Genomic DNA, 23483 nt, shown 5'->3' on the forward strand with positions numbered 1-23483 from the left:
TAACCCAAAGTCAACGGCCAAACTTTACCCGCGCGGGAACAGTTTCCCGTCGGCCGTCGTTTCCGTCCTGACAAGGAGAACGACATGTCGAACGTCTCGAGAACCGGCAAGGACGACATCAACAACGCGACCAGCCCGACCACTTTCGGACGGTCGGTCGAAAGCCAGGCGCAGATGCAGGATGCGGCAGCGGAGGCATCGCCCGAATCCGGTGGCGAGATGCTCAACATCTACCGACTGGAGCCGATCGCCAATTCAGACGATCCCAGATGGGGCAATGCCCCCAACCATGGCATCGTCGTCGTGGCCGCCCGGACCCCGGGCGATGCCAGGATCGTTGCTGCAGCCCGCGAACTCGATTTCATGGAAGTGGATGCGGCTCCCGCCGAGGATGTGACGACACCCAATGCCAGCGCCTTTCGCGACGATAAACTCTAAACCGTGATCGAGATCGATCGGGACAGACGTGATATAAAGCGGGGTATCCTCGACGGCACGGTCTCGGTCGACACCATCCGGCCGGTCGAGGCGGACTAGAAATCCTTCTTTACCCGGGAGTTCTCATGAATACCGCCAATCTGCAGCTCAAAGGCCTGATCATGGCGATGGCCTCGATATGCGACGCGATCGCCGAGAAGGAATTGCTTACGCGCGGGGAAATCGGCGCCGCGCTCTCGAAGGCTCAAAAGGCGATCGAGGAGGATGACGACCACGAGCTTTCCGGCGCCAACCGGGCGGCGATCCTGTTTCCCATCCGCGTGCTGCAGCTTGCTGGCGAGGCAGGCCGGAAAGGCGAAGGAGCCACGTTTTCGGACTATGCCAAGCTCGTGGGAAAACTCACCTGACCCTATTCGAAGGGTTTGCTTGCAGCGTCGGAGAGCATGACTCCGGCGGCAACATCCGGCGCTGTCGATTTTTGCTATAAGTTGAATATTTTTGTCTTGTTTTATTGCCGCGCCTGTGGCTATACCCCGGCCGCATATATTCACGCACCGGGATTTTCTTCGTGACCAGCCTCAAATCAATTTTGGCCGCCTGTGGCCTCTCCGCCCTGCTCGGCCTTGCCGCAACCCCCTCATTGGCCGGTTCGACCACCTATCCGCTGACGCTGGAAAACTGCGGCGCCGAGGCGACGTTCAAGAAGGCGCCCGAGCGGGCGATCGGGCTTGGCCAGAACAGCGCGGAAATCCTGCTGCTGCTCGGGCTTCAGGACAAGATGGTCGGCACCGCTTTCTGGCCGAGCAAGGTCCTGCCTGAGCTCGCCGAAGCCAATGCCAAGGTCAAGCTTCTCACCGTCGAGATGCCGACCTTCGAATCCATGCTCGCCGAAAATCCCGATTTCGTGGCCGTCGCCCTGCCGAGCCTGGTCGGGCCGAACAGCAAGATCGCCAAGCGCGAGGATTTCGACAAGGTCGGTGTTTCAACCTATCTCTCGCCCAGCACCTGCCTCAGCACCAAGGACGTCAAGGACCAGTACGGCAGCCGCGGCGAGCTGTGGAACTTGGATCTCCTCTACAAGGAGATCGACGAACTTTCTCAGATCTTCGACGTCGCCGACCGCGGCCAGGCTGTTATCGCCGACTTCAAGACTCGTGAGGCAAAGCTTCGCGCGAGCGTTGCCAAGGACGGCAAGAACCTCTCCTACGTCTTCTGGTTCTCAAGCCCCAGCCCGTCGGCCGACGCCTATGTCGGCGGCAAGAACAGCGCTTCCGGCTTCATCGCCGACCTGCTCGGCGGGCACAATGCCATCGACGCGGCAGCCGAATGGCCGACGATCGGCTGGGAAGGCATCATCGCCGCCAATCCCGACGTCATCGTCGTCGCCAGCCTCGACCGCAACCGCTGGGAACTCGACAAGCCCGAAGCCAAGATCAAGTTCCTGAACACCGATCCGGCTGTCAGCCAAATCCCGGCCGTCAAGAACAAGGCTCTGGTCGTCATGGACGGCCAGGCCATGAACCCGACCATCCGGACGATCTACGGCGCCGAGCAGGTGGCCGAGCAACTGAAGGTACTCGGTCTGCGGAAGTGAGCGACGCAGGCCGTCTCTTCCGGCAGCTGGGAGCGATCACCGCGCTGCTGCTCGCTTCCCTCTGCCTCATCGCTGTCGCCATCGGCGTCAGCGTCGGGATCGGCGATCTGCCGATTCCGCTTGCGACCACCTTTTCGGCCGTCACCAACCGGCTCGGATGGACCGCGGTCGAGTTGAACCGCATCCATGAGACCGTCATCTGGGACTACCGCCTGAGCCGCGCGCTCGTCGCCGCCTTCTGCGGCGCAGGCCTGGCGCTGTCGGGCGCCATCATACAGTCGCTGCTGCGCAACCCGCTTGCCGAACCCTATGTGCTCGGCATCTCCGCCGGTGCCTCGACCGGCGCCGTCGCGATCGTCATCTTAGGCGTCGGCGCGGGCGCGGTGTCGCTCTCTGCAGGCGCGTTTGCCGGTGCCTTCGCAGCCTTCTTCTTCGTCGCATTGCTGTCGAACGGCACGCGGGGCGGCGCCGACCGCACCATTCTTGCCGGTGTCGCCGCATCGCAGCTCTTCAACGCCTCGACCTCCTATATCGTCACCACCTCGGCGAATGCCCAGCAGGCCCGCGACGTCATGTTCTGGCTGCTCGGCAGTTTCGGCGGCGTGCGCTGGCCGGAATTCGCGCTGGTCTCGGTCGTCGTCGGTCTCGGCCTTGCCGCCTGCCTGCTCTACGCCCGCGTGCTCGACGCTTTCGCCTTCGGCGATGAGGCGGCATCCTCGCTCGGCGTCAATGTCGGGCGCGCCCGCATGGTGCTTTTCGGACTGACGGCAATGATGACCGCCACGATCGTCAGCATGGTCGGCTCGATCGGCTTCGTCGGCCTCGTCGTGCCGCATGTCGCCCGCTTCGCCGTCGGGCCGCTGCATATCCGCCTCCTGCCGGCCTGCGCCATCGGCGGAGCGATCTTCATGGTGCTTGCCGACATTGCCGCGCGTGCCCTCATTCCCGGTCAAATCCTGCCGATCGGCGTCGTCACGGCGCTGGTGGGCGTACCCTTCTTCTCGATCATCCTCTACCGGTTCCAGCGCGCGTCATGAGCATCAAGGCCGACAATCTCACCTGGAAAATTGGCAGGAAGACCATTCTGGACGGCGTCTCCCTGGAGGCGCAGCCCGGCCGCATGCTCGGCCTGCTCGGGCCGAACGGTTCGGGCAAGACCTCGCTGCTCAGGCTTCTGGCCGGTCTGAAGCGGCCGCATTCCGGCCGCGTCACGCTCGATCGCAGCGACATCGGCACGATCAGCCGCCGCTCGATCGCCCGGCGGATCGCCTTCGTCGAGCAGCACGCGACGACCAATGCCAATTTGAAGGTCGTCGACGTCGTCAAGCTTGGCCGCTTCCCGCACCGCTCGATGTTCTCGGGCTGGACGAGGGCCGACGAAGAGGCCGTCGAGGCCGCGCTCGAGCGCGCCGGCATGGCTGAAAAGCGCGACGATCGCTGGCAGAATCTCTCGGGCGGCGAAAAGCAGCGCACCCATATCGCCAGGGCGCTCGCCCAGTCGCCGCAAGAGCTGATCCTCGACGAACCGACAAACCATCTCGACATCCAGCACCAGATCGGCCTGATGCGGCTTGTCTCCGGCCTGCCAATCACCAGCATCGTCGCTCTGCACGATCTCAACCACGCCGCCATGTTCTGCGACGAGCTTGTGATCATGCAGCAGGGGAAGATCGTCGCCTCCGGGCCGCCTGAGAAGGTGCTGAGCGAGACGCTTTTGCGCGAGGTCTTTTCCATCGAGGCCCGTGTTGAAGCCTCGCCCTATCATTCACGCCCGCACATCCATTATCTCAGGTGAGTGGCCGTAGCCGCTCTCACGTCAGGATCTGCAGCGGCAAAGCCGTCGTCTTTTTCAGTGTCTTCAAGACGATGCTTGACTTGACCGAGGCCAGATTGTCGGTGACGCGGATCATTCTTTCCAGAAACTGGCTGAGATGGTCGAGGTCGCGCGTCATGACCTTCATCAGAAAATCGGCGTCACCGGTCTGCGAATAACATTCGAGAATCTCCGGTGCGGTCTCGATGAAACGGTGGAGCCGCTCGTTTCCCCCTTCTGTATGCGCTCTCAAGCTGACAAGCGTATGCGCAACGACGGTGAAGCCCAGCTTGACCGGGTTGAGGATGGCAACGACGCTCTGGATATATTGCTCGTTGCGCAGCCTCTCCAAACGGCGGGCGCACTGGGTCGCGGAGAGATTGACCTTCTGGGACAGTTCGCTCTGCGTCAACTCGCTGTTCTGCTGGAGAGCGGCGAGCAGTTTGATATCGAACGGGTCAAGCATGCCCTCTCCAGACGGTGATTTTCTGCACATCATAGGCTATTTTCGCCAATTGTCTGCATGATTAGGTCGAAACAAGGAGAAAATCGCAGAAATTCGCCGTTGGACTTCAGTTAATCTCCGGCCAGTAGTAAACAGCGAGGTGGAACTGTGTTTGAGCAACTGAACAGCCGGCCGGCCGATAGCCTGCTTGCCCTCATCAAGGCCTTCCAGGCCGACGATCGCGCCGAAAAGATCGACCTCGGCGTCGGGGTCTATCGCGACGCGATGGGACGCACGCCGGTCATGCGCGCCGTGAAGGCAGCGGAGCAGTTTCTGCTGGAGAACCAAGACAGCAAGAAATATCTCGGCCCGGAAGGCGACCTGCAATTCGTGCGCCTGCTCGAGCCGATCATTTTCGGCACATCGCCTGATTTCGCCAACCGTCTCGTCGGCATCCAGACGCCGGGCGGCAGCGGTGCCTTGCGTCTCGGCGCCGAACTCATCCAAGCGGCAAATCCATCAGCGAAGGTTCTGCTCGGGACGCCGAGCTGGCCGAACCACGCGCCGATCTTCGCTTCAGCGCGACTGGCCGCAAAGGAATATTCCTTCGTCGATCTGGCGTCCCAGCAGGTAAAATTCGAAAGTGTCATCGCCGCCTTGTCTTCCGCTGGAGAAGGCGACGTCGTGCTGCTGCATGGTTGCTACCATAACCCGACCGGCATCGATTTCACCATGGAGCAGTGGCAAGAGATTACCGATCTCCTCGTTGCGCACACGCTGGTGCCCTTCATCGATCTTGCCTATCAGGGCCTCGGCGACGGGCTCGAACAGGATGCCGCGCCGACGCGCATGATCCTTAATGCGGTGGACGAGGCGCTGATCGCCTATTCCTGCGACAAGAATTTCGGCCTCTACCGCGAGCGCGTCGGCGCGCTCTATGTCATGGCCCGCAATAGCGATGACCTGACGAAAGCCGAAAGCAACATGGCGGCTCTCGCCCGTGTGAACTGGTCGATGCCGCCGGACCATGGGGCTGCCGTCGTCAGGACCATTCTCGAAAGCGCGGAGATGACGGCGATGTGGCGCGCCGAACTCGAAGAGATGTGCCAGCGCGTCAACGGCAATCGCGCGGCGCTGGCCGCCGCCTCTGCCGATCTCGCCTTCATCAGCCGGCAGCGCGGCCTGTTTTCCAATCTCGCGATGCGCAAGGAGACGGCGGTCGCGCTCAGGGCCAACCACGGCATCTACATGGCGGATTCCGGTCGCATGAACCTTGCCGGTATGCAGCCCGCCGATGCCGGCGCCATCGTCGCGGCGCTCCGGGCCGAAGGCTGCCTGAAGTCGTAGTCGAACGCAGCATTGGAGTCTCAGAATGAGCAGGAAAGAAACGACCGGCCAGGCGATCACCCGTTCGCTTGTCGCCCATGGCATCGACACGGTCTTCGGCATCCCCGGCGCCCATATGTATGATTTCAACGATGCGCTCTATGACGCCGGCGATAAGATCCGGTTCATTCACACGAGGCACGAACAGGGTGCGGCCTACATGGCCTACGGCTATGCCAAATCCACCGGCCGGATCGGCGCCTATACCGTCGTGCCCGGCCCGGGCGTGCTCAATTCGGGTGCTGCGCTTTGCACCGCTTACGGCGCCAACGCGCCGGTGCTCTGCATCACCGGCAACATCATGTCCCATCTGATCGGCCAGGGCAGAGGCCAACTGCACGAACTGCCGGATCAGCTCGCCACCATGCGCGGGATCACCAAGACGGCGGAGCGCATCAACCACCAGTCCGAGGCCGGTTCCGTCATGGCTGGCGTCGTCGCTAAGATGCTCTCCGGCCGCCAAGGCCCGGGAGCGGTCGAAGCCCCTTGGGACGTGTTCGGCCAATCCGGCCCAGAGATCGAGGTTCCCGTTGCCGCGAAAGCGCCTCACCCGGCCGTCAATCCCGATCAAATCGCCGCAGCGGCGGCGCTGATTTCAGGCGCGAAGAATCCGATGATCATGGTCGGCGGCGGCGCGGCGGATGCCGGCGCCGAGATCGCCGCGCTTGCGGAATTGCTGCAGGCGCCTGTGACGTCCCATCGCTCCGGCAAGGGCATCGTCGCAGACGACCACCCTAATTATCTGAATTTCGTCGCCGCCTACGAATACTGGAAGAAGGTGGACGTCCTGATCGGGATCGGCAGCCGGCTCGAATTGCAGTTCATGCGCTGGAAGTGGCTGCCCAAAGATATGAAGATCATCCGCATCGACATCGATCCCACAGAGATGGTCCGCCTCAAGCCCGATGTTGGCGTTGTCGCGGATGCAAGAGACGGAACGCAGGCGCTGACCGATGCGCTGACGGGGTTCGTCCGCGAGGACCGCACGCGCGAATTCGCCGACCTCAACAAAGACGCCAGATCTCGTTTCTCAGCAGTGCAGCCGCAACTCGCCTATCTCGACGCCATTCGCCAGGCTCTTCCGAGAGACGGCTTCTTCGTCGAGGAGGTCAGCCAGATGGGCTTTACCGCCCGGTTTGCCTTCCCGGTCTACGGCCCGCGCCAATACGTGACATGCGGTTATCAGGACAATCTGGGTTTTGGTTTCAACACGGCCCTTGGCGTGAAAGTCGCCCATCCCGACAAAGCCGTTATTTCTGTTTCCGGCGATGGCGGCTTCATGTTCGGCGTTCAGGAACTTGCCACATCAGTCCAGCACAAGATCAATGTCGTCGCCATCGTCTTCAACAATTCGGCCTATGGCAACGTCCTGCGCGACCAGAAGCAGGCCTATGAAGGCCGTTATCTCGGTTCGGATCTCACCAATCCCGATTTTGTCGCTCTTGGGGAAAGCTTCGGCATCCGGTCATTCAGGGTAACGAGCCCCGGCGAACTGAAAAGCACGATCGACAAAGCCCTCTCTCTCGACGAACCCGTGCTCATCGAGGTTCCGATCGAGAAAGGATCCGAGGCAAGCCCCTGGCCTTTCATTCATCCGGCGCCGCACGCCGAATGAATCCCGGTCAAGGCGACGGTCCCTTGAAAAAGACCGTCGCCAGCGGCGGCAGCGTCAGCGACAGGGAGACCGGCCTGCCGTGGGCCCGTACGGGTTCGCTCGAAACTGCGCCGTTGACGAGGCCGGAACCGCCATATTCCCGCGCATCCGTCGTGATCCGCTCGATCCACACCCCGTCCTGCGGCACGCCGATCCTATAACCGTAACGCGGCACCGGCGTGAAATTCGATACGACCAGGACAGACGAGGATTGGTCCGGCCCATAACGGAGCAGGCCGAGCACGGAATTGACGGCATCGTCGGCAGCCGCCCATTCGAAGCCCTCGGGATGAAAATCTCCGAACTGCAATGCCGGCTCGTCTCCGTAGAGGCTATTCAGATCCTTGGCGAGGCGCTGAATGCCGACATGCGCCGGCCGGTCCAGCACGTCCCAGGTGACCGAAGCGTCATGATTCCATTCGCCCGGCTGGGCGACTTCGCTTCCCATGAACAAGAGCTTTTTGCCGGGATGGCCCCACATGAAGGCGAGATAGCTGCGCAGATTGGCGAATTTCTGCCAATCGTCGCCCGGCATCTTCGTCAGCAGCGAGCCTTTTCCATAGACCACCTCGTCGTGGGAAATCGGCAGGATGAAGTGTTCGGAATAGGCATAGATCATGCCGAAGGTCATCGTGCCGTGATGGTAGCTCCGATAGACCGGGTCCTTCTCGATGTAGCTCAGGCTGTCATGCATCCAGCCCATGTTCCATTTGATGTCGAAGCCCAGTCCGCCCTCTTCCGGCGGCTTGGTGACGCCGGGCCAAGCCGTCGATTCCTCGGCGATCGTTATCGCATGCGGGCAGCGCTCGTGGATGATGCTGTTCAGGTGCTTGAAGAATTCCACCGCCTCCGGATTCTCACGGCCGCCATACCGGTTGGCGATCCACTCGCCCTCGTTGCGGCTGTAGTCGCGATAGAGCATCGAAGCCACAGCGTCGACGCGCAAGCCGTCGACATGATAGCGGTCGAGCCACTCGAGCGCGCTGGCGATCAGAAAGCCCTTCACCTCGTTGCGCCCGAGATTGTAGATCAGCGTGTTCCAGTCACGGTGAAAGCCCTCGCGGGGATTCTCGTGTTCGTAAAGCGCGCTGCCGTCGAAGCGGGCGAGCCCCCAGACATCAGTGGGGAAATGGGCCGGCACCCCGTCGAGGATGACGCCGAGCCCGGCGCCGTGACAGCGATCGACGAAATAGGCGAAATCCTCCGGCGTTCCGTATCGGCCAGTCGGGGCGAACAGACCGAGCGGCTGATAGCCCCAGGATCCGCCGAACGGATGCTCCATGATCGGCAGCAGCTCGATGTGGGTAAATCCCATGTCGCTGGCATAGGGAGCGAGCCGCTGGCTGAGCTCGACCCAGTCGAGATGCCTGTTGCCGTCCTTCTGGTCGCGCAGCCAGGAACCGGCATGGACCTCGTAAACGGACATTGCACCCTCCAGTCTCGCCTGCCGGGACCGGCCCTTCATTGTTTCGCCATCGAGCAGGATCGCCGTGCGCTCGGCATCGGATGCCCGTTCGAGACTGTCGGCGAGGGCCTTCAATTCGGTGCGGAGCGCGGCATCCGCATGCGTCTCGGCCGAGCGGACGAGGTTCAGCCCCTCCTGCAGCTCGAGCTTCAAATCCAGCCTGGCATCGTGTTTCTTCGTCAGCTCGTAACGAAAGATCGCAAGCGGGTTCTTCCATGCCTCGACGGCAAACTCATAGCGTCCGGTGCGTTCCAGCAGGAATTCGGCGCGCCAGCGGTCGTTCTCGACCAGTTGCATCTCCGTCTCGTTCCACTCCGCCATGGCATCGAGCGGCCGCCACAGCAGGATCGCGGCGATCGGATCGTGGCCGTCGGCGAATATATCAGCCTCGACGGTGACGATGTCGCCGGCCACCCGCTTGACGGGGAAGCGCCCGCCATCGACCCGCGGCATGATGTTTTCAATGGCAAGCCGCGCCGACGTTGCCGCTGCTCGATCTCGAGGATCGGCCGGGACGTGATCGGCACCGGCGCCTTGCATTCGACCACCCGGGTCTCCCCTGCCCGCAGCCGCAACCGCAGCGCCGCGCCGTCTGCCGCAACGGGAAGAAAACCGGAAGCCGCTTCGCGAAGTGCGATCACCGGGGCGGGCGCGCTTTTCCGAAGGTCCCTGTTGAGCGGCAAAGCTATCCACGACACGAAGAGACCTTGAGCATTCGTGCCGCATTTGGGTAATCTTCCACCGTCCTGGGAGGTGAGTCATTTGACTGTTGACGGCGCATCCATGCTTCGATCCATCCTTGTCGCCGCAACCCTGTCGGCCTGCATCCTTTGTCTCGCCTCCTGGAGCATCGAAACCGATCGCTCCACAGCGGACAAGCACGGCCTGTTCGAAATTCGCGAGGAGGCCAAGCGTTTCATCGCGCAGGAAAACACCAAAGGGCAACAGCAATGGGATGTGCTGGAACCGAACGCGAAGGTACTGGTTCCGCGATGCGCGGTCCCGCTCGAGGCACAATGGACGCCGAAGAGTCTCGGCCGCTCAAAACCCAGCGTGATGGTGATATGCGCAACAGCTGTGCCGAATGTTGTGATGAACCGGTGGGATGTGCCTGTACCAGTTCGACAGAAACCAAAATCGAAGTAAGCGTTTCAGGACGAAAATATTTCGGCTGCAACAAAGGCGACCAGACGTGAATGCATCGGTAGAATTGTGCTCCTATCCCGGACTTGACGAGCGGATCGTCATCGTCCGGGCGGGGGACGAAGTGGATGCCGTGTTTGTCAGGGCCGAAAGGTTCGACGTTCTGATCGATACGCTCGGGACGCCGGAGCTATGCCGGATGGCGTTGGATCTACTTGAGGAAAGGGCGGAGGAGCGTCCGCTGATCGTCGTCAATTCGCATATGGATTGGGATCATTTCTGGGGAAATGCCGCCATTGCCGGACGCGCTCCCATTATCGCGCATGCCGCCGCGCTCGACCGTTTGCGCGATCCTTCCACCCGCGAGATTCTCCGGGACAAGACGGGCCAGGAATCACGGTTTCGCAACGTGGAGTTCATCGGCCCCGATATCACCTTCTCCGGCGCCATGGTTTTGAATGGCGGCGATCTGACGCTGGAACTCATTCATACGCCAGGACACACGCCCGACCATATCGCCATATGGATTCCCGAACTTCGCGTCTGCCTGGCCGTCGACGCGGTGGAATACCCCATTCCCGAAGTCTGGAGCAAAACTGCAGGCGACCTTCGCCTGATCCGTTCCTCGCTCGAGCGGATACGTGACCTCGACGCCAGACTGGTCATCCCTGCGCACGGCCGGACATACTCTCCTTCCGCGGTGGATGGGAACCTGGCCTATTTCCAGGCCCTGGCCGATCGTGTCGGCGGCTTGAGCGAGAGCCAGCTGGCGGATCCGCAACTCGGCAGAGCAAGCGGGTTCCGGCTCGAAGATTTCGTCGCCATTCCCGAGGGAATGCCTTCGGATACAGTGGCGTTCTATCGGAACTGCCATGAGACGAACCTTGGCGCCACGGTTCAGGCCCGTATCGAAAAACCGAAATCCGCGTAGGAGGCCATGACGTGGAACTATTGGAGGGCGGACGAACGGGGCGAATCTGGCGCGACGGCGATACCGTCGTCAGGCCGTCCGGCGAATGGACGCCAACCGCGCACCGGTTCTTGCGCCACCTCAGAAGCAAAGGCTTCCTGGCAGCGCCGGAGCCCTTTCAAATTACCAGCGAAGGCGAGGAGATCGTCAGCTACGTCGCCGGGCGCGTCTGCGAAGACCTCGGCGATCCCCTTGCCGGATCGGAGCGCATGCTGGTTTCCGCAGCAGGACTTCTGCGCGCTTTTCATACCGCATCTCAAGGTTTTCTGGAATCGGACAGCGAGGCTCAGACGTGGATGCTGCCGCCGCAGGAGCCGCGCGAAATTGTCTGCCACGGAGATTATGCACCTTATAATGTCGCCACGGCAGGCCCTGAGGCGGTCGGAATCATCGATTTCGACACCGCCCATCCCGCATCGCGCCTATGGGATCTCGCCTATGCGGTCTATCGCTGGGCGCCGCTCTCAGATCCCGCCAATCCTTCCGTGGCATTCGGCCTCGACGACCAACTGCGGCGGGCGGAAATCTTCTGCGCCACCTATGGCGCGACCGTCGAGGAAAGGCGCCGGCTTCCCGAGATGATCTGCAGGCGACTTCAAGCCCTCGTCGATTTCATGTTGGCAAGGGCCGCGGCCGGGGACCAGACCTTCGCGGACGACGTGGCTGAAGGAGATGTCCGCCTGTATCTCAGCGACATCGACTATATCAGGCAGCATCGAGACCCGGTTCTGAAAGCGCTCTGCTGACACGCTTCGCTACAGCCACTTCCTCCGGCGAAAGAAGCCGAAAAGTCCGAGGCACAGGACGGCGATGACGCCGAGCACGACGAAATAGCCATACTGGAATTTCAGTTCGGGCATGTCGCTGAAGTTCATGCCGTAAATGCCGGCGATCGCGGTGGGAACGGCGAGGATCGCCGCCCAGGCGGCAAGCTTGCGGGCGATCGCCGTCTGCTCCGTCTGGCCGATCATTACGCTCGCCTCGAAGGCGAAGGCAAGGACCTCGCGCAGCGCGTCGATATCTTCCTGAACCCGGCGCACGTGATCGGTCACATCGCGAAACAGCGACTGGAGCGTCGGATCCATGCCGGGAAGATCGATATGCTCGTATCGCCGGCAGACGTCGACGAGCGGCACGACGGCGTTGCGCAGCCGCAGGAGCTTGCGCCGCAAAAGGTAAAGCCGTTCGATATCGGACTTTCCTAGCTGCTCGCGCAGCACCAGATCCTCGAGCTTCTCGACTTCCTCCTGCACCACCTCGATGACGGGCATGTAGTTATCGACGATGAAATCGAGGATCGAATAGAGAATGTAGTTCTCGCCATGGGCAAGGGCGGCCGGCGTCGCCTCGCATCGCTGCCTCACAGCCAGATAGGAGGAGGATTCTCCGTGGCGAACGGAGACGACATAACCGCGGCCGACGAAGAGATGCGTTTCGCCGAAGACGATTTCGTCGTCCTTCATGTGGGCGGTGCGGGCGACGATGAACATCGCCTCCCCGTAAATCTCCAGCTTCGGGCGCTGGTGGGGCTGCGCCGCATCCTCGATCGCCAGCGGATGGAGATTGAACTCGGCCTGGATCTGGTGGAGCAGAACTTCGTCAGGCTCGTGCAGGCCGATCCAGACGACCGCATTCTCCCGGTTTCGCCATTCGCCGGCCTCCTCGATCCTGATGTCGCGAATGCGTTGCCCCTGCTGGTAAACGGCGGCAGCGACGACGCCGGGCCGTTCATAGGGCGGCGATGCCGAACCGCTGCCGGTCCGCACGGAAATACTGTCCAGATCCTTCAGCTGTTCCAAATCCTGCCGTCCTCCCACTCCCGCGCGGATCATAGCTCCGCAGCCAACGCTGGCTAAACGCCGCTTTGATCATAATGCTATTTCGTAAAACATGCATCCGCTTCAGCGCAGGTGCTGAACGAACCTGCCTCTGCCCGGGGACATCACGTATCCGTGGAAATTATCGTGCGCTGAACGACGGCTTTTGTCTTCCGACGGGTACTGTCGCTTTCGGGCTCGATGAGCGGCAGATGATCGATGGTCGGAACGCCTTCCGATTGAAGCTGGGCGATGGAGCGGGCTTTGCGTGCCTGCGTTTCATCGGCGGGTGGCGAAACGGCGGCCTTCACCGGAATGATCAGGACGAGAAGGGCGGAAAATATGCGTTTGATCATGCCTGACTCATTCCCATCTCTGGCGGCGGATCGATAAACATTTCCTGCGTTATCGGGATATGGCTTGCGCAAATGCGACCTCGCTTCTGCGCGAAGGTGGTAAACGGCATTTTACCCATTGAGCAAATCGTTAAATTTTTTCTGTTAGAAAATGCCGCATCAGTCCGGCCTGAAGCCGGAGGTTCTATTGAGGACTTTCAATGCGCCGCCCAAACATCAAATCCAGTTTGCTGTTGATTTTCAGTGTCATAGCCATTCTTTTCGGCGTTGTCGCCTACCTCGCGGTCGACGGTCTTCGCAAGACGAACGGTTCGACCGAAGAAATCGCCACCGACTGGCTACCGAGCGTGCAGGCTTCGCAGGCAATCAATCTCAACATGACGAATTTGCGCCTCGCTTACCGCGATCACATCATCGCGCAGTCGGAGGCGGAAAAGAAAACACGCGAGGACGCCATCAAGGTCGCCGAGGATGCGATTCGCAAATCGGCAGACGCCTATCTTCCACTGGCTTCGTCCGATCGGGAGCGCGACTTGATCAAGACGATCAAGGAGAGCGTTGAAGGCTACATCTCCAGCAGCTCGCAGCTTCTCATCCTTTCACGCGCCAACAAAACCGAGGAAGCCGGCCAATATCTGGGCGGAGAGATGCGCTCTTATTCCGACAAGCTTAAGGAAGCTACGGCGGCCCTGGTCGAATTGAACGTCAGCGGCAGCAAGAAGGCTGCCGACCTCAGCGCCGAGACTTTCGACTCCATAGAATTCTATCTGCTTGCAACGATCGGTGTCGCGGGATTGCTCGTTCTCGGCGCTGTCGCCTTCGTGCTGACGGCCATTGCCAATCCGATTACCGGCATCACCGCCTCGATGCGGCGGTTGGCCGAGGGAGACACCGGTTCGGAGATCCCGTTTGCCGACCGCGCCGACGAGATCGGATCGATGGCGGGCGCGGTGGAGATTTTCCGCCAGGCTGCCATCACGAACAAGCAGATGGCACTGGAAGCCGAGGAAAATCGCGGCCGGGCTGAGGCCGATCGCCTCGACGCGCAAAGGCAGGCGGAAGCCGCTGCATCGGAGCGGTTGCGCATTGCCACCTCGGGTCTTGCCGCCGGTTTGAAGCGGCTCGCCGCAGGCGACCTGGCCTTCCAGCTCAATGAGGCCTTCGCCCCCGATTTCGAGGCACTGCGCCATGACTTCAATCAGTCCGTCACCCAGCTCCGTGCAACGCTGAGGGCGATTTCCGAAAGCATCGGCACGATCGACGAAGGCACACGGGAAATCTCCTCGGGAGCGAGCGATCTTTCAAAGCGCACGGAGCAGCAGGCAGCCTCGCTGGAAGAGACTGCGGCCGCACTCGAAGAGATCACGGCGAACGTGTCGAACTCCAGCAAGCGAACCGAGGAGACCCGGACGGTGGCGACCGAGGCAAATCGCAGCGCCGGGGTCTCCGCAGAGGTCGTTTCCCACGCCGAAGAGGCGATGGAGCGTATCGAGACCTCATCGCAGCAGATTTCCAATATCATCAGCGTCATCGACGAAATCGCCTTCCAGACCAACCTTCTCGCGCTGAATGCCGGCGTCGAAGCGGCAAGAGCGGGCGAAGCCGGCAAGGGCTTCGCGGTCGTCGCCCAGGAAGTGCGCGAACTCGCCCAACGCTCGGCAAGTGCCGCCAAGGAAATCAAGGGCTTGATCCAGAACTCCTCCAAGGAAGTGGAAAGCGGCGTCAAGCTGGTGCGCGATACCGGCCAGGCCCTGAAGACCATCGGCGGCTTCATCACCCAGATCAATCACCATATGGATTCCATCGCCACTTCTGCGAAAGAGCAGTCCATAGGACTGAGCGAAGTCAATGTCGCCGTCAACCGGATGGACCAGACCACGCAACAGAACGCCACCATGGTGCAACAGTCGACCGCCGCATCCGATTCACTCGCTCAGCAAGCCCAGACGCTTCGCGAACTTATCGCCCAATTCAGGCTTGACGACGCGGCCAGCCAGTCGTCGGCCCTTCGCTCGACGGCGAGAACGATGGCCCAGCCCGCGCCGCGTCCAGCCATGCACGCTGTTGCCGCACGCCGCTGAAACAGACGGCTGTCGGAACCTCTCATGAAAAGGCGCCCGGCTATTGCCGGGCGCCTTTCATTCATTCGGTCACGACGCGAAGGCCGGATTGCGCCGCGCGCCCACTCTCAGCACGAAATAGATCGCTCCACCAATCCCGACGCCGAAGAACCAACCATAGGTCCCCCACCAATCCGGCAGGATGCTGGTGAAGGTCGGCAGGATCGAAGAGAAGAGCGCACCGACCACAAATGCGATGAAGGCATTGCCGTGCCATCCGTTCTGGAAGCGGAACTCGCCATTCTCGTGATAGAGCGCCTCGACGTTCAGCTGGCTCTTCCGGATGAGGTAGTAGTCCACCATCATGATGCCGAAGATCGGCCCCATCGTCGAGCCGATGAAGTTGACGAAATGCGCCGCACCCGTCTCCCAGGGGGCAAACGGATAAAGCACCAGAGCGATCAAGGCGGCGATGTATCCGCCACGTTTGAAATTGATCTGGCGCGGGAAGACATTGGCGAAGTCGAAGGCCGGCGAAACGAAATTCGCCACGACGTTGATGCCGAGCGTTGCAATCGCGAATGTCAGTGCCGCAAGCAGCGCCAGGAACCAGCTTTCGAATTTCGCCGATATCATTTCCGGATGCAGCAGCACCTCACCGTATACGGTGAAGGCAGCCGTGGTCGTGACGCCGGCGACAAGGCAGAAGGCGAGCAGGTTGATCGGCAGACCCCAAAGATTGCCCTTCCGTAGCGCCCTTTCGCTCGTCGCGTAACGCGAGAAATCGCAGAAATTCAGATAGAGCGCTGCGAAATAGGTGATCCAGGTAGCGGCCACTGCGGCAAGTGCTGCAATCGAGCCGGGCTCGCCCGGCACGCCGGCATCCTTGGTCTTCTCGATCAGCACGTCGCGCGGGATCTCGGAGCCGAAAGAGAAGGTGCCTGATTTCACGACCAGATAGGTGGCCAGGATCAGCATCATGATCCAGACGGCGGGACCCGCCCAATCCTGGAAGCGGCGAACCGTTTCCATCCCCCGCTGAATGATCAGCAACTGCAGCGCCCAGACGATGACGTAGCAGATGAGTTCGAGGGTCGAATGGCCGAGCATGTGGCTGTTCTGATGAAAGGCAAGCAGGCTCTCGTTCCTGATCAGCAAGGCGACGATGGCGCCGGATGCGGCGGCGGTCTGCGCACCGTACCAGAAGCAGGCGACCACCGCCCGGACCAGAGCCGGAACGTTGGCGCCGAACGTGCCGAAGGAGGCGCGCGCCAGAACCGGAAAGGGTACGCCGGTGCGCACGCCGGCATTGCCGACCAGGCTCATCAGGAAGAAGATGACGAGGGAGCCGATGCCGATGGCGATGACGAAATTCACGAAGCTGCCGCAGAGCAGGAACAGGCTCGCCGCCAGATAATATCCCCACAGGCTATGAACGTCCGATGTCCAGACGTTGAAGATGCTGAATGCACCCCATTTGCGCTCCTCGGCGGGTGCAAGATCCTCGTTATACAACGAGGGAGACGGATTTCGAATGCTCATGAATGCCCTCCCATATCCCCTGAGGCCGACTCGGCCACGGAGGGAAGTCTGCTCTTCATTTATGCATCTGACAATTTAATAGTCATATTGTACGCAATCTTCGTGGATGCCTTATTCATGAGCACCGGCGGCAACCTTGGAACGAACTTTTGCCGGCCGACCGCGCTCCTCGCGCTTCATTGCCCAGCGACGACGCGCCCGGCCAGACGGAACGGGCTTGCGATGGCGGCGCCGGCGGCATCGAAGACGAAGGCGCCGACTTCTCCTGCGCTGGAACGCTTGCCATTTTCGAAGCTGGCAAACTGCGCGCTGAATTTCGCGAGCGACGCATAACGGTCGTGCCCTAATCCATCGGAAGTCTGGATCGACGTGATGTCGATGACCCGAAGCCGTTCCTTCAACGCTGCCTCCCGGATGACGGGATCGTCGATATCGAGGCGGCCGACGCGCGCCCGCTCCCCGGCGATGAAGCTCGAAGCCCCGAGCGCACGGTCGTCCTTGGAAACGAGAAGGGAGATCGGGATCGGCATCTGGCCGATATCCGCAAGCTGGGAACGGAAGACATCGATGTCGATATCGGGCGCGGCAAGCACCACGGCCAGCTTGCCGACGACGTCGTCGCGGTGCTGCAGCTTGAGCTGGCGCACCGTCTCCATCACCAGGAACCCGCCCATGCTGTGCCCGAACAGGATGATGCGCTTCACCTTGCCCGATGCCGAGAGCGATGTGACGAGGGAATTGAGTTCGCTGCGAGAGGAAAGTGCGGCATCGCGGTCGGCGACATATCCCGCCACGGACGCTGCTGAAGGCCAGGAAAACAGGATCGGCGCTCCCGGTATTTTGGCATCCGCGGCGATCTGGGCGGTGCGATAGAGCGCCTCCTGGTAACTGTAGTTGTAGCCATGCACGAATATGCCGATGGTGCCGTCAGCCTGCACGGAAGCGAGCGCCTGCTGCACGAAAGCATCCTGCGGCAGCCGCTTGCGCTCGACGACGGCAAATTGCCGCTCCGGATCCGGCTTTGCCGTCGGATAAGTGATGGCGGTGTCCTTCCGGCCAGGCGGGACCGAAAAGGCGTATTCCTCATAGGTAAGCTTCTCGGCCCATGCACTGCCGAAGCCGCCACTTACACTGTCGGGGGTTCGGTTTGTCGCAGCCAGCACGCTCACCCGATCCGGAGCCGTTTCGGAACGAACCGGCCCGCTCAGATGAACAGGCTTCAGGACTTCAGGCGATGGCCTCGTCGCGCAGCCTGCCAGCATCGCCAGGCCGACCGCGACGGCGATGGTCGGACCTGTCTTCGACAGCCGTTGGGAAGTTGCCGTCAGCGACGCCCGGGGATACTCTTTCGTCATCGATCCATTCCATTGGAAACCAAAGGCTTTCGGGCGCATCCGCCGATCTCGTTATCCGGCATATGACCCCGCTCCGGTGTGGGATGGCATCGCCTTCGCCATCCCACCTATTTCCTGGCGGCCCGTGTTGCAGCGGCCGCCGCGGCGGCCGTAGGCGATGGCCGTCAAAGCCTGCCCTCATGCTTCTGCCGCGACTTCGGCCCTGGCTTTCTCATCCCGCGGGATTCTGAACCATGCGACGTAGAGCGCCGGCAGGAACAGCAGGGTGAGCGCGGTTCCCACAACGATGCCGCCCATCATGGCGTAGGCCATCGGTCCCCAGAAGATCTCGCGCGAGATCGGGATCAGCGCGAGGGTGGCGGCGGCCGCCGTCAGCATGATCGGCCGCATGCGGTGTTCGGTCGCCTCGATGACCGCCTGCCATGGCGCCATCCCTTCGGCACGCAGATGCTCGATCTGCACGACCAGGATGACGGAGTTGCGGATCAGGATGCCGATCAGCGCCAGAATGCCGAGGATCGCGACGAAGCCCATCGGCGCATTGCTCAGCAGGAGTGCCGCGACCACGCCGATCAGAGCCGTCGGCGCGACCGCGAAGACCAGGAACAGGCGGCTGAAGCTCTGCAGCTGGATCATCAGGATCGTCGCCATGGTGAACAGCATCAGCGGAGCCACGGCGGCGATCGGCCCCTGCGCTTCGGCGCTGGACTCAACTGCACCGCCGATTTCCACCTTGTATCCCACGGGAAGCGTCTTCTGGAACTCTTCCACCTTTGGCTTCAGCTGTTCGACGATCGTCGCGGGCTGCGTCGAGCCGATGACGGCCGCCTTGAGCGTGATGGTGGGCTGCCGGTCACGACGCCAGATCGTCGGCTGCTCGAGTTCGTAGCGGAAATTCGCGACCGCCGAGAGAGGCACGACCTTGCCGTTTGAAGTGGAGAGCTGCAGATTCTCTAGCGTCTGGACGGAATCGCGCTCGGATTTGCTGGCTCGCCCGATGACGTTGACCAGGTAGATATCGTCGCGGATCTGCGTCGCTGTCGAACCCTCGACGATGCCGTTGAGAGCCGTCGCGATATCCTCGGAAGAGACCCCGAGCTGGCGCGCCTTGTCCTGCAGAACATCGACCTTCACCACGCGCGAGGGCTCGTTCCAGTCCAGCACCATGTTCGACAGCAGCGGATGGGTGCCGACGACGCCGGCGAATTGCTGGGAGATATCTCGGACCGTCTGAATATCGGGGCCGCTGATCCGGTACTGGACCGGCTTGCCCACCGGCGGGCCGATGTCGAGAAGCTTCACGAAGGCGTCGGTGCCCGGGAAGGTTTTCGTCAGATAATCCTGCAGCTCCGCCCGCACTTTGTCGCGCACGTCGAGGCCTTTGGTGACAATGATGGTCTGCCCGAAGGTGACGTCAGGCGTCTGCACGTCGAAGGACAGGATGAAGCGCGGCGCGCCTTGACCGACATAGGTCGTCCAATGGTCGATATCCTTGTTATCGGCCAGCATCTCCTTTTCGAACTTGGCCATCTGCCTGTTGGTCTCGGCAATCGAACTGTTATGAGGCAGGTTCCAGTCGATGACGAGCTCGGTTCTGTCCGAGTTCGGGAAGAACTGCTGCTGCACCAGCCCCATGCCGCCGACCGAGAGAGCGAAGACGCCGACCGTCAGCACGATGGTGATCCAGCGCCAGCGCATCGCGAGCTTCAACAGCCAGGAGAAAACGGCGGCGAAGCGGCCCTTCTTCTCATGATGCGACTTCATCGTCTTCGGCAGGATCGTGACCCCGAGAAGCGGCGTGAACAGCACGGCGACGATCCAGGAGACCACAAGCGAAACCGCGATGACGACGAAAAGCGTGAAGGTGAATTCGCCGGCCGCACTGCTGTTGAGGCCGACCGGGATGAAGCCCGCGACGGTCACCAGCGTTCCCGTCAACATCGGGAAGGCGGTCGAGGTGTAGACGTAAGTGGCGGCCTTCCTCAGATCGTCGCCCGCCTCCAGGCGAGCCACCATCATCTCCACGGCGATCATGGCGTCGTCGACGAGCAGGCCGAGCGCGATGATGAGCGCGCCGAGCGAGATGCGCTGAAGCGAAATGCCGGAATATTCCATCACCACGAAGGTGATGGCGAGCACGAGCGGAATGGAGATCGCCACCACCATGCCGGCGCGAAGGCCGAGGCTGATGAAGCTGATGACGAGCACGATCACGATCGCTTCGAAGAGCGCGCGGGTAAAGCCCGAAACAGCCTCATCGACGACCGCTGGCTGATCGGAAACGCGGTGGACATCCACGCCGATCGGCAGATCGGCGACGACGTGTTTCATCTGAGCGTCGAGCGCCTCGCCGAACTCCAGCAGATTGGCGCCCTGCTTCATGCCGATGGCAAGCCCGATCGCCGGTTCGCCTTTGAAGCGGAACAGCGACGACGGCGGATCCACATAGCCGCGCGTGATCGTGGCGACATCGGTCAGCGGGAAGAAGCGGTCATTGATGCGAAGGTTGATCGACCGCAGGCTTTCCTCGGAAGTGAACTGCCCACTCACCCGCAAGGCGATGCGCTCCGGCCCGGCATCGACAAAGCCGGATTGCGTGACGGCATTCTGGGCCTGCAGCGTCTGGATGACCGACTGCTGGTCGATGCCGAGTGCCGCGATCTGGCGCGTGGAGAATTCGAGATAGATCGCCTCGTCCTGGGCGCCGATCACGTCGACCTTGCCGACATTGGGCACCGTCAGAACCTCGGAGCGGGCGTTTTCCACGAGGTCGCGAAGCTGGCGCTGGCTCAGGCCGTCGCTGGTGAAGGCGTAGATGTTGCCGAACACGTCGCCGAAGCGGTCATTGAAGAAGGGACCGACCACCCCGCTCGGGAAATCGCCCTTGATGTCGGCGATCATGTTGCGGATGCGCAGCCAGGTCGGCGCGACATCCTTAGCCTTGGTCGTCGGCAGTAGTTCTACGAAAACGGTCGTCTGGCCAGCGACGGTCTGGCTCTTGGTGTAGTCGAGCGATTCCAGCTCCTGGAGCTTTTTCTCGATCCTGTCGGTCACCTGCCGCGTCACCTCCTCGGCGGAAGCGCCGGGCCACTGGGCGGTGATCACCATCGTCTTGATGGTGAAGTTCGGGTCTTCCTCGCGGCCGAGGTTCAGATAGGAGAAGGTGCCGGCGAGAATGAAGACGATCATGAAGTACCAGACGAGCGAACGGTGCTCGAGCGCCCAGTCGGAAAGATTGAAGGACTTCACTGGCTGATCTCCTGGTCGATCCTGATGGCCTGGCCATCTTCAAGTTTATGCACGCCGGCTACAACCACCCTTTCTCCGGGTGAGAGCCCTTCGGTGATGCGGACGGTGCCGCCGTCGACGACGTCGCCGTCGATTTTCACGCGGCGCAGCGTCACCTTCTTGGCCGGCACGTCGACGATCCACACAGTCGGGCCATCGGCGCCGGCGAGAATGGCGGAGGAAGGCAGCACGATCTCGGGATCGGCGGCGATGGTCGCGGAAGCCGATATGACGGCGCCGATCCTGAAAGCGGTCGGCGGGTCGGTGAGCGCGATCTTGGTCCGGCTCGTGCGGGTGGCGGTCTCCGCCTCCGGGGCGATTTCACGCACGACTCCCGTGGTGCGGATCGAAGGCTCGAGCTGCAGTGTCACTTCGAAGGGTGCGCCGATCTTCAGCTTCTGGGCGGCGGCCTGGGGCACGTCGACCACGGCGTCGCGCTTGTCCGGCCGTGCAATGGTTACGACCGTCTGGCCGGCCGATACGACCTGCCCGACCTCGGCCGAAGTCGCCGTCACCACGCCGTCGAATTCCGCCTGAAGCTGCGCATAGCCGAGCTGCTCCTTGGCCTTGTCGAGATTGGCCTGCGCCTTGGCGACGGCGGCCGCAGCCGTGCGCCTCGCCTGCTCGGCCTCCTCAAGCGAGGCTTCGGTGCCGGAGCGCGACTCCAGAAGCGCGCGCTGGCGCTCTTCCGTGGTCACCGCGTTCCTGAGCTGCGCATCGCTGTTTTCCACGTCGGACTGGGCGCTGCGCACGGCAAGCTCCAGCGCCAGCGGATCGATGGCGGCAACGACATCACCCCGCTTGACGATATCTCCGACGTTAACGTTACGGGCGATCATCCGCCCGAGAATCCGGAAACCGAGCTCGGTCTCGATCGTCGGTTCGATCGTGCCGGTGAGGCCGAGACTCGTAGCCGGCGTCTGCTTGACTGTCGTCGACAGCACCGGACGAGGCGCTTCCTCCTTGCTTTCCTCCTGCTTGGTGCAGGACGAGATCAGGGCCGTACCCATCATCAGTGCGATTATCTTGGGACGAATACTCACTTGGAAGCTTCCTTGACATAAGACACGATTTCACCGGGCCTGAGGAACTTGGTTCCGTCGGTCACCACGACCTCTCCCTCCGACACGCCCGACTTCACGATGAAGCTGCCGGTCTCATAATCGGCGACGTCGATCGCCCTGACCGATACGGCGGACGATGCGGGATCGACGATCCAGACGGCGGGTTTGCCGTCCCTGGAGGTCATCGCCGACCAAGGAAGCTGGATGACGTCCTGCGAAACGTAACGGAACCTGCCGACGACGGGAGCACCGAGCGGAATGGGAGCGTCGCTCGATACCGCAACCTTAACCCGGATGGTTCCCGTCGCAGAATCGATCGTCGGCGAAATTTCGCGAACCTTCGCCACGATCTTCTGCGTCGGGTCCGACAGAAGATTAACGGTCCCATCGCCGTCGATCGGGCGCAAGAACGCGCTCTCGACCACTTCGAAGACCGCATCCCGGTCACCGTCATGAGCAAGGGTGAAGACGACCTGGGCCGCCTGCGCCACCTGCCCGACCTCGGCATTGCGGGCGGTGATTACCCCGTCGGCATCCGCCTTCAGCTCGGTATAGGACAAGGTATCCTGCGCAGTTTCCAGAAGCGCCTGCGCCGATTTCGTCGAGGCCTGTGCAGTCAGGAGAGCCTCCTGCGCCTGATCGAGCGCGGCGCGCGTCGTCACCTGCGTTTTAAACAGGCTCTGCTGGCGGTCGAATGCGAGCTGCGCCTGGGTCTGCTGCGCCTCCGCCGACTGAAGATTGGCCGCGGCCACATCCAGGTCGGCCTTCTGCTCTTCCGGGTCGATGCGCGCCAGAAGTTGCCCCGCCTTCACGGACTGCCCGACCTCGGCCAGCCGCTCGATGATCTTGCCGCTGACGCGGAAGGACAGATCGGTCTGGACACGGGCGCGAATCTCCCCCGTGATCGCGCCACCCTGGGCCAGCGGCTCGGGCTTGGCGACGACGGTGGCGACCTGCCGCGGCGTGGGCTCGGTCGGCCCGCCCGCATCGCTGCATGATGCGAGACCGATGGCGCATACGATCGCTGTGGCGACCAGAATGGTTCTCATAGTTGACCTCTTGCTCTCAACGGCAGCTGCTATATAATTGACTG

Annotated in this window: 18 protein-coding genes and 2 pseudogenes; 11 read left to right on the forward strand and 9 right to left on the reverse strand. The window is 61.8% G+C overall.

Translation table 11 applies throughout. The features are described 5' to 3' along the window. The first annotated feature begins 84 nt into the window (after positions 1 to 84). From CO666_RS18160 to CO666_RS18180, 5 genes and pseudogenes are all read left to right on the forward strand, one after another. Positions 85 to 537: pseudogene (locus CO666_RS18160) on the forward strand (hypothetical protein). 26 nt (positions 538 to 563) lie between these two features. Beyond that, positions 564 to 845: a hypothetical protein gene (locus CO666_RS18165; RefSeq protein WP_097613600.1), complete on the forward strand. Its 282-nt coding sequence runs from the start codon at positions 564 to 566 to the stop codon at positions 843 to 845. A gap of 161 nt (positions 846 to 1006) precedes the next feature. Further along, positions 1007 to 2032, forward strand: coding sequence for an ABC transporter substrate-binding protein (locus CO666_RS18170; RefSeq protein WP_097613681.1), 1026 nt, complete (start codon positions 1007 to 1009; stop codon positions 2030 to 2032). Beyond that, positions 2029 to 3069 (forward strand): FecCD family ABC transporter permease, encoded by a 1041-nt coding sequence (locus tag CO666_RS18175; RefSeq protein WP_097613601.1) that lies wholly within the window; start codon positions 2029 to 2031, stop codon positions 3067 to 3069. Before CO666_RS18170 ends, CO666_RS18175 begins: the two co-directional genes overlap by 4 nt. Continuing rightward, positions 3066 to 3827, forward strand: a complete 762-nt coding sequence (locus CO666_RS18180) for an ABC transporter ATP-binding protein (RefSeq protein ID WP_097613602.1) — start codon at positions 3066 to 3068, stop codon at positions 3825 to 3827. Before CO666_RS18175 ends, CO666_RS18180 begins: the two co-directional genes overlap by 4 nt. A gap of 16 nt (positions 3828 to 3843) precedes the next feature. Here CO666_RS18180 and CO666_RS18185 read toward each other — a convergent pair whose 3' ends face one another. Continuing rightward, entirely contained in the window at positions 3844 to 4311 is a 468-nt protein-coding gene (locus CO666_RS18185; RefSeq protein ID WP_097613603.1) for an Lrp/AsnC family transcriptional regulator, read from the reverse strand. Positions 4312 to 4458: 147 nt separating this feature from the next. Between CO666_RS18185 and CO666_RS18190 the strand changes: the two genes are divergently transcribed. Both CO666_RS18190 and CO666_RS18195 read left to right on the forward strand, forming a co-directional pair. Then, positions 4459 to 5637 carry an amino acid aminotransferase gene (locus tag CO666_RS18190; RefSeq protein ID WP_097613604.1) on the forward strand — a complete coding sequence of 393 codons (1179 nt, stop codon included), beginning with the start codon at positions 4459 to 4461 and terminating at the stop codon, positions 5635 to 5637. Positions 5638 to 5662: 25 nt separating this feature from the next. Further along, positions 5663 to 7291 carry a thiamine pyrophosphate-dependent enzyme gene (locus CO666_RS18195; protein ID WP_097613605.1) on the forward strand — a complete coding sequence of 543 codons (1629 nt, stop codon included), beginning with the start codon at positions 5663 to 5665 and terminating at the stop codon, positions 7289 to 7291. Positions 7292 to 7298: 7 nt separating this feature from the next. On the opposite strand, the gene glgB is transcribed toward CO666_RS18195, so the two are convergent. Continuing rightward, entirely contained in the window at positions 7299 to 9557 is a 2259-nt protein-coding gene (glgB, locus tag CO666_RS18200) for a 1,4-alpha-glucan branching protein GlgB (RefSeq protein WP_342588128.1), read from the reverse strand. A gap of 21 nt (positions 9558 to 9578) precedes the next feature. Here glgB and CO666_RS18205 point away from each other — a divergent pair, with 21 nt between their 5' ends. The 3 genes from CO666_RS18205 to CO666_RS18215 are packed head-to-tail and all read left to right on the forward strand — an operon-like array spanning position 9579 to position 11654. Then, on the forward strand, positions 9579 to 9941 hold the full coding sequence (locus CO666_RS18205; protein ID WP_097613682.1) for a hypothetical protein: 363 nt from the start codon (positions 9579 to 9581) through the stop codon (positions 9939 to 9941). Positions 9942 to 9987: 46 nt separating this feature from the next. Beyond that, positions 9988 to 10869 carry an MBL fold metallo-hydrolase gene (locus CO666_RS18210; RefSeq protein WP_097613606.1) on the forward strand — a complete coding sequence of 294 codons (882 nt, stop codon included), beginning with the start codon at positions 9988 to 9990 and terminating at the stop codon, positions 10867 to 10869. 11 nt (positions 10870 to 10880) lie between these two features. Next, a complete protein-coding gene (locus tag CO666_RS18215) occupies positions 10881 to 11654 on the forward strand; it encodes a phosphotransferase enzyme family protein (protein WP_097613607.1) in 774 nt (257 codons plus the stop codon). 9 nt (positions 11655 to 11663) lie between these two features. On the opposite strand, the gene corA is transcribed toward CO666_RS18215, so the two are convergent. Both corA and CO666_RS18225 read right to left on the reverse strand, forming a co-directional pair. Next, the gene (gene corA / locus CO666_RS18220; protein ID WP_097613608.1) at positions 11664 to 12707 is read right to left on the reverse strand and encodes a magnesium/cobalt transporter CorA; all 1044 of its coding nucleotides are present in this window, start codon (positions 12705 to 12707) and stop codon (positions 11664 to 11666) included. Positions 12708 to 12868: 161 nt separating this feature from the next. Next, positions 12869 to 13081: pseudogene (locus CO666_RS18225) on the reverse strand (DUF4272 domain-containing protein); the annotation flags it as partial. A 200-nt stretch (positions 13082 to 13281) separates the two neighbouring features. Between CO666_RS18225 and CO666_RS18230 the strand changes: the two are divergent. Then, positions 13282 to 15162 (forward strand): HAMP domain-containing methyl-accepting chemotaxis protein, encoded by a 1881-nt coding sequence (locus CO666_RS18230; protein ID WP_097613609.1) that lies wholly within the window; start codon positions 13282 to 13284, stop codon positions 15160 to 15162. A 69-nt stretch (positions 15163 to 15231) separates the two neighbouring features. Here CO666_RS18230 and CO666_RS18235 read toward each other — a convergent pair whose 3' ends face one another. From CO666_RS18235 to CO666_RS18255, 5 genes are all read right to left on the reverse strand, one after another. Next, positions 15232 to 16683, reverse strand: a complete 1452-nt coding sequence (locus CO666_RS18235; protein ID WP_097613610.1) for an NCS1 family nucleobase:cation symporter-1 — start codon at positions 16681 to 16683, stop codon at positions 15232 to 15234. 176 nt (positions 16684 to 16859) lie between these two features. Beyond that, positions 16860 to 18038, reverse strand: a complete 1179-nt coding sequence (locus CO666_RS18240; RefSeq protein WP_097613683.1) for an alpha/beta hydrolase — start codon at positions 18036 to 18038, stop codon at positions 16860 to 16862. Positions 18039 to 18215: 177 nt separating this feature from the next. Then, entirely contained in the window at positions 18216 to 21287 is a 3072-nt protein-coding gene (locus CO666_RS18245) for an efflux RND transporter permease subunit (RefSeq protein WP_097613611.1), read from the reverse strand. Then, entirely contained in the window at positions 21284 to 22369 is a 1086-nt protein-coding gene (locus CO666_RS18250) for an efflux RND transporter periplasmic adaptor subunit (RefSeq protein ID WP_097613612.1), read from the reverse strand. The genes CO666_RS18245 and CO666_RS18250 overlap by 4 nt, the downstream gene beginning before the upstream one ends. After that, positions 22366 to 23439: an efflux RND transporter periplasmic adaptor subunit gene (locus CO666_RS18255; protein WP_097613613.1), complete on the reverse strand. Its 1074-nt coding sequence runs from the start codon at positions 23437 to 23439 to the stop codon at positions 22366 to 22368. The genes CO666_RS18250 and CO666_RS18255 overlap by 4 nt, the downstream gene beginning before the upstream one ends. Between the last annotated feature and the right edge of the window lie 44 nt (positions 23440 to 23483).

The sequence above is a fragment of the Rhizobium chutanense genome, from assembly GCF_002531935.1.
Classification (GTDB): domain Bacteria; phylum Pseudomonadota; class Alphaproteobacteria; order Rhizobiales; family Rhizobiaceae; genus Rhizobium; species Rhizobium chutanense.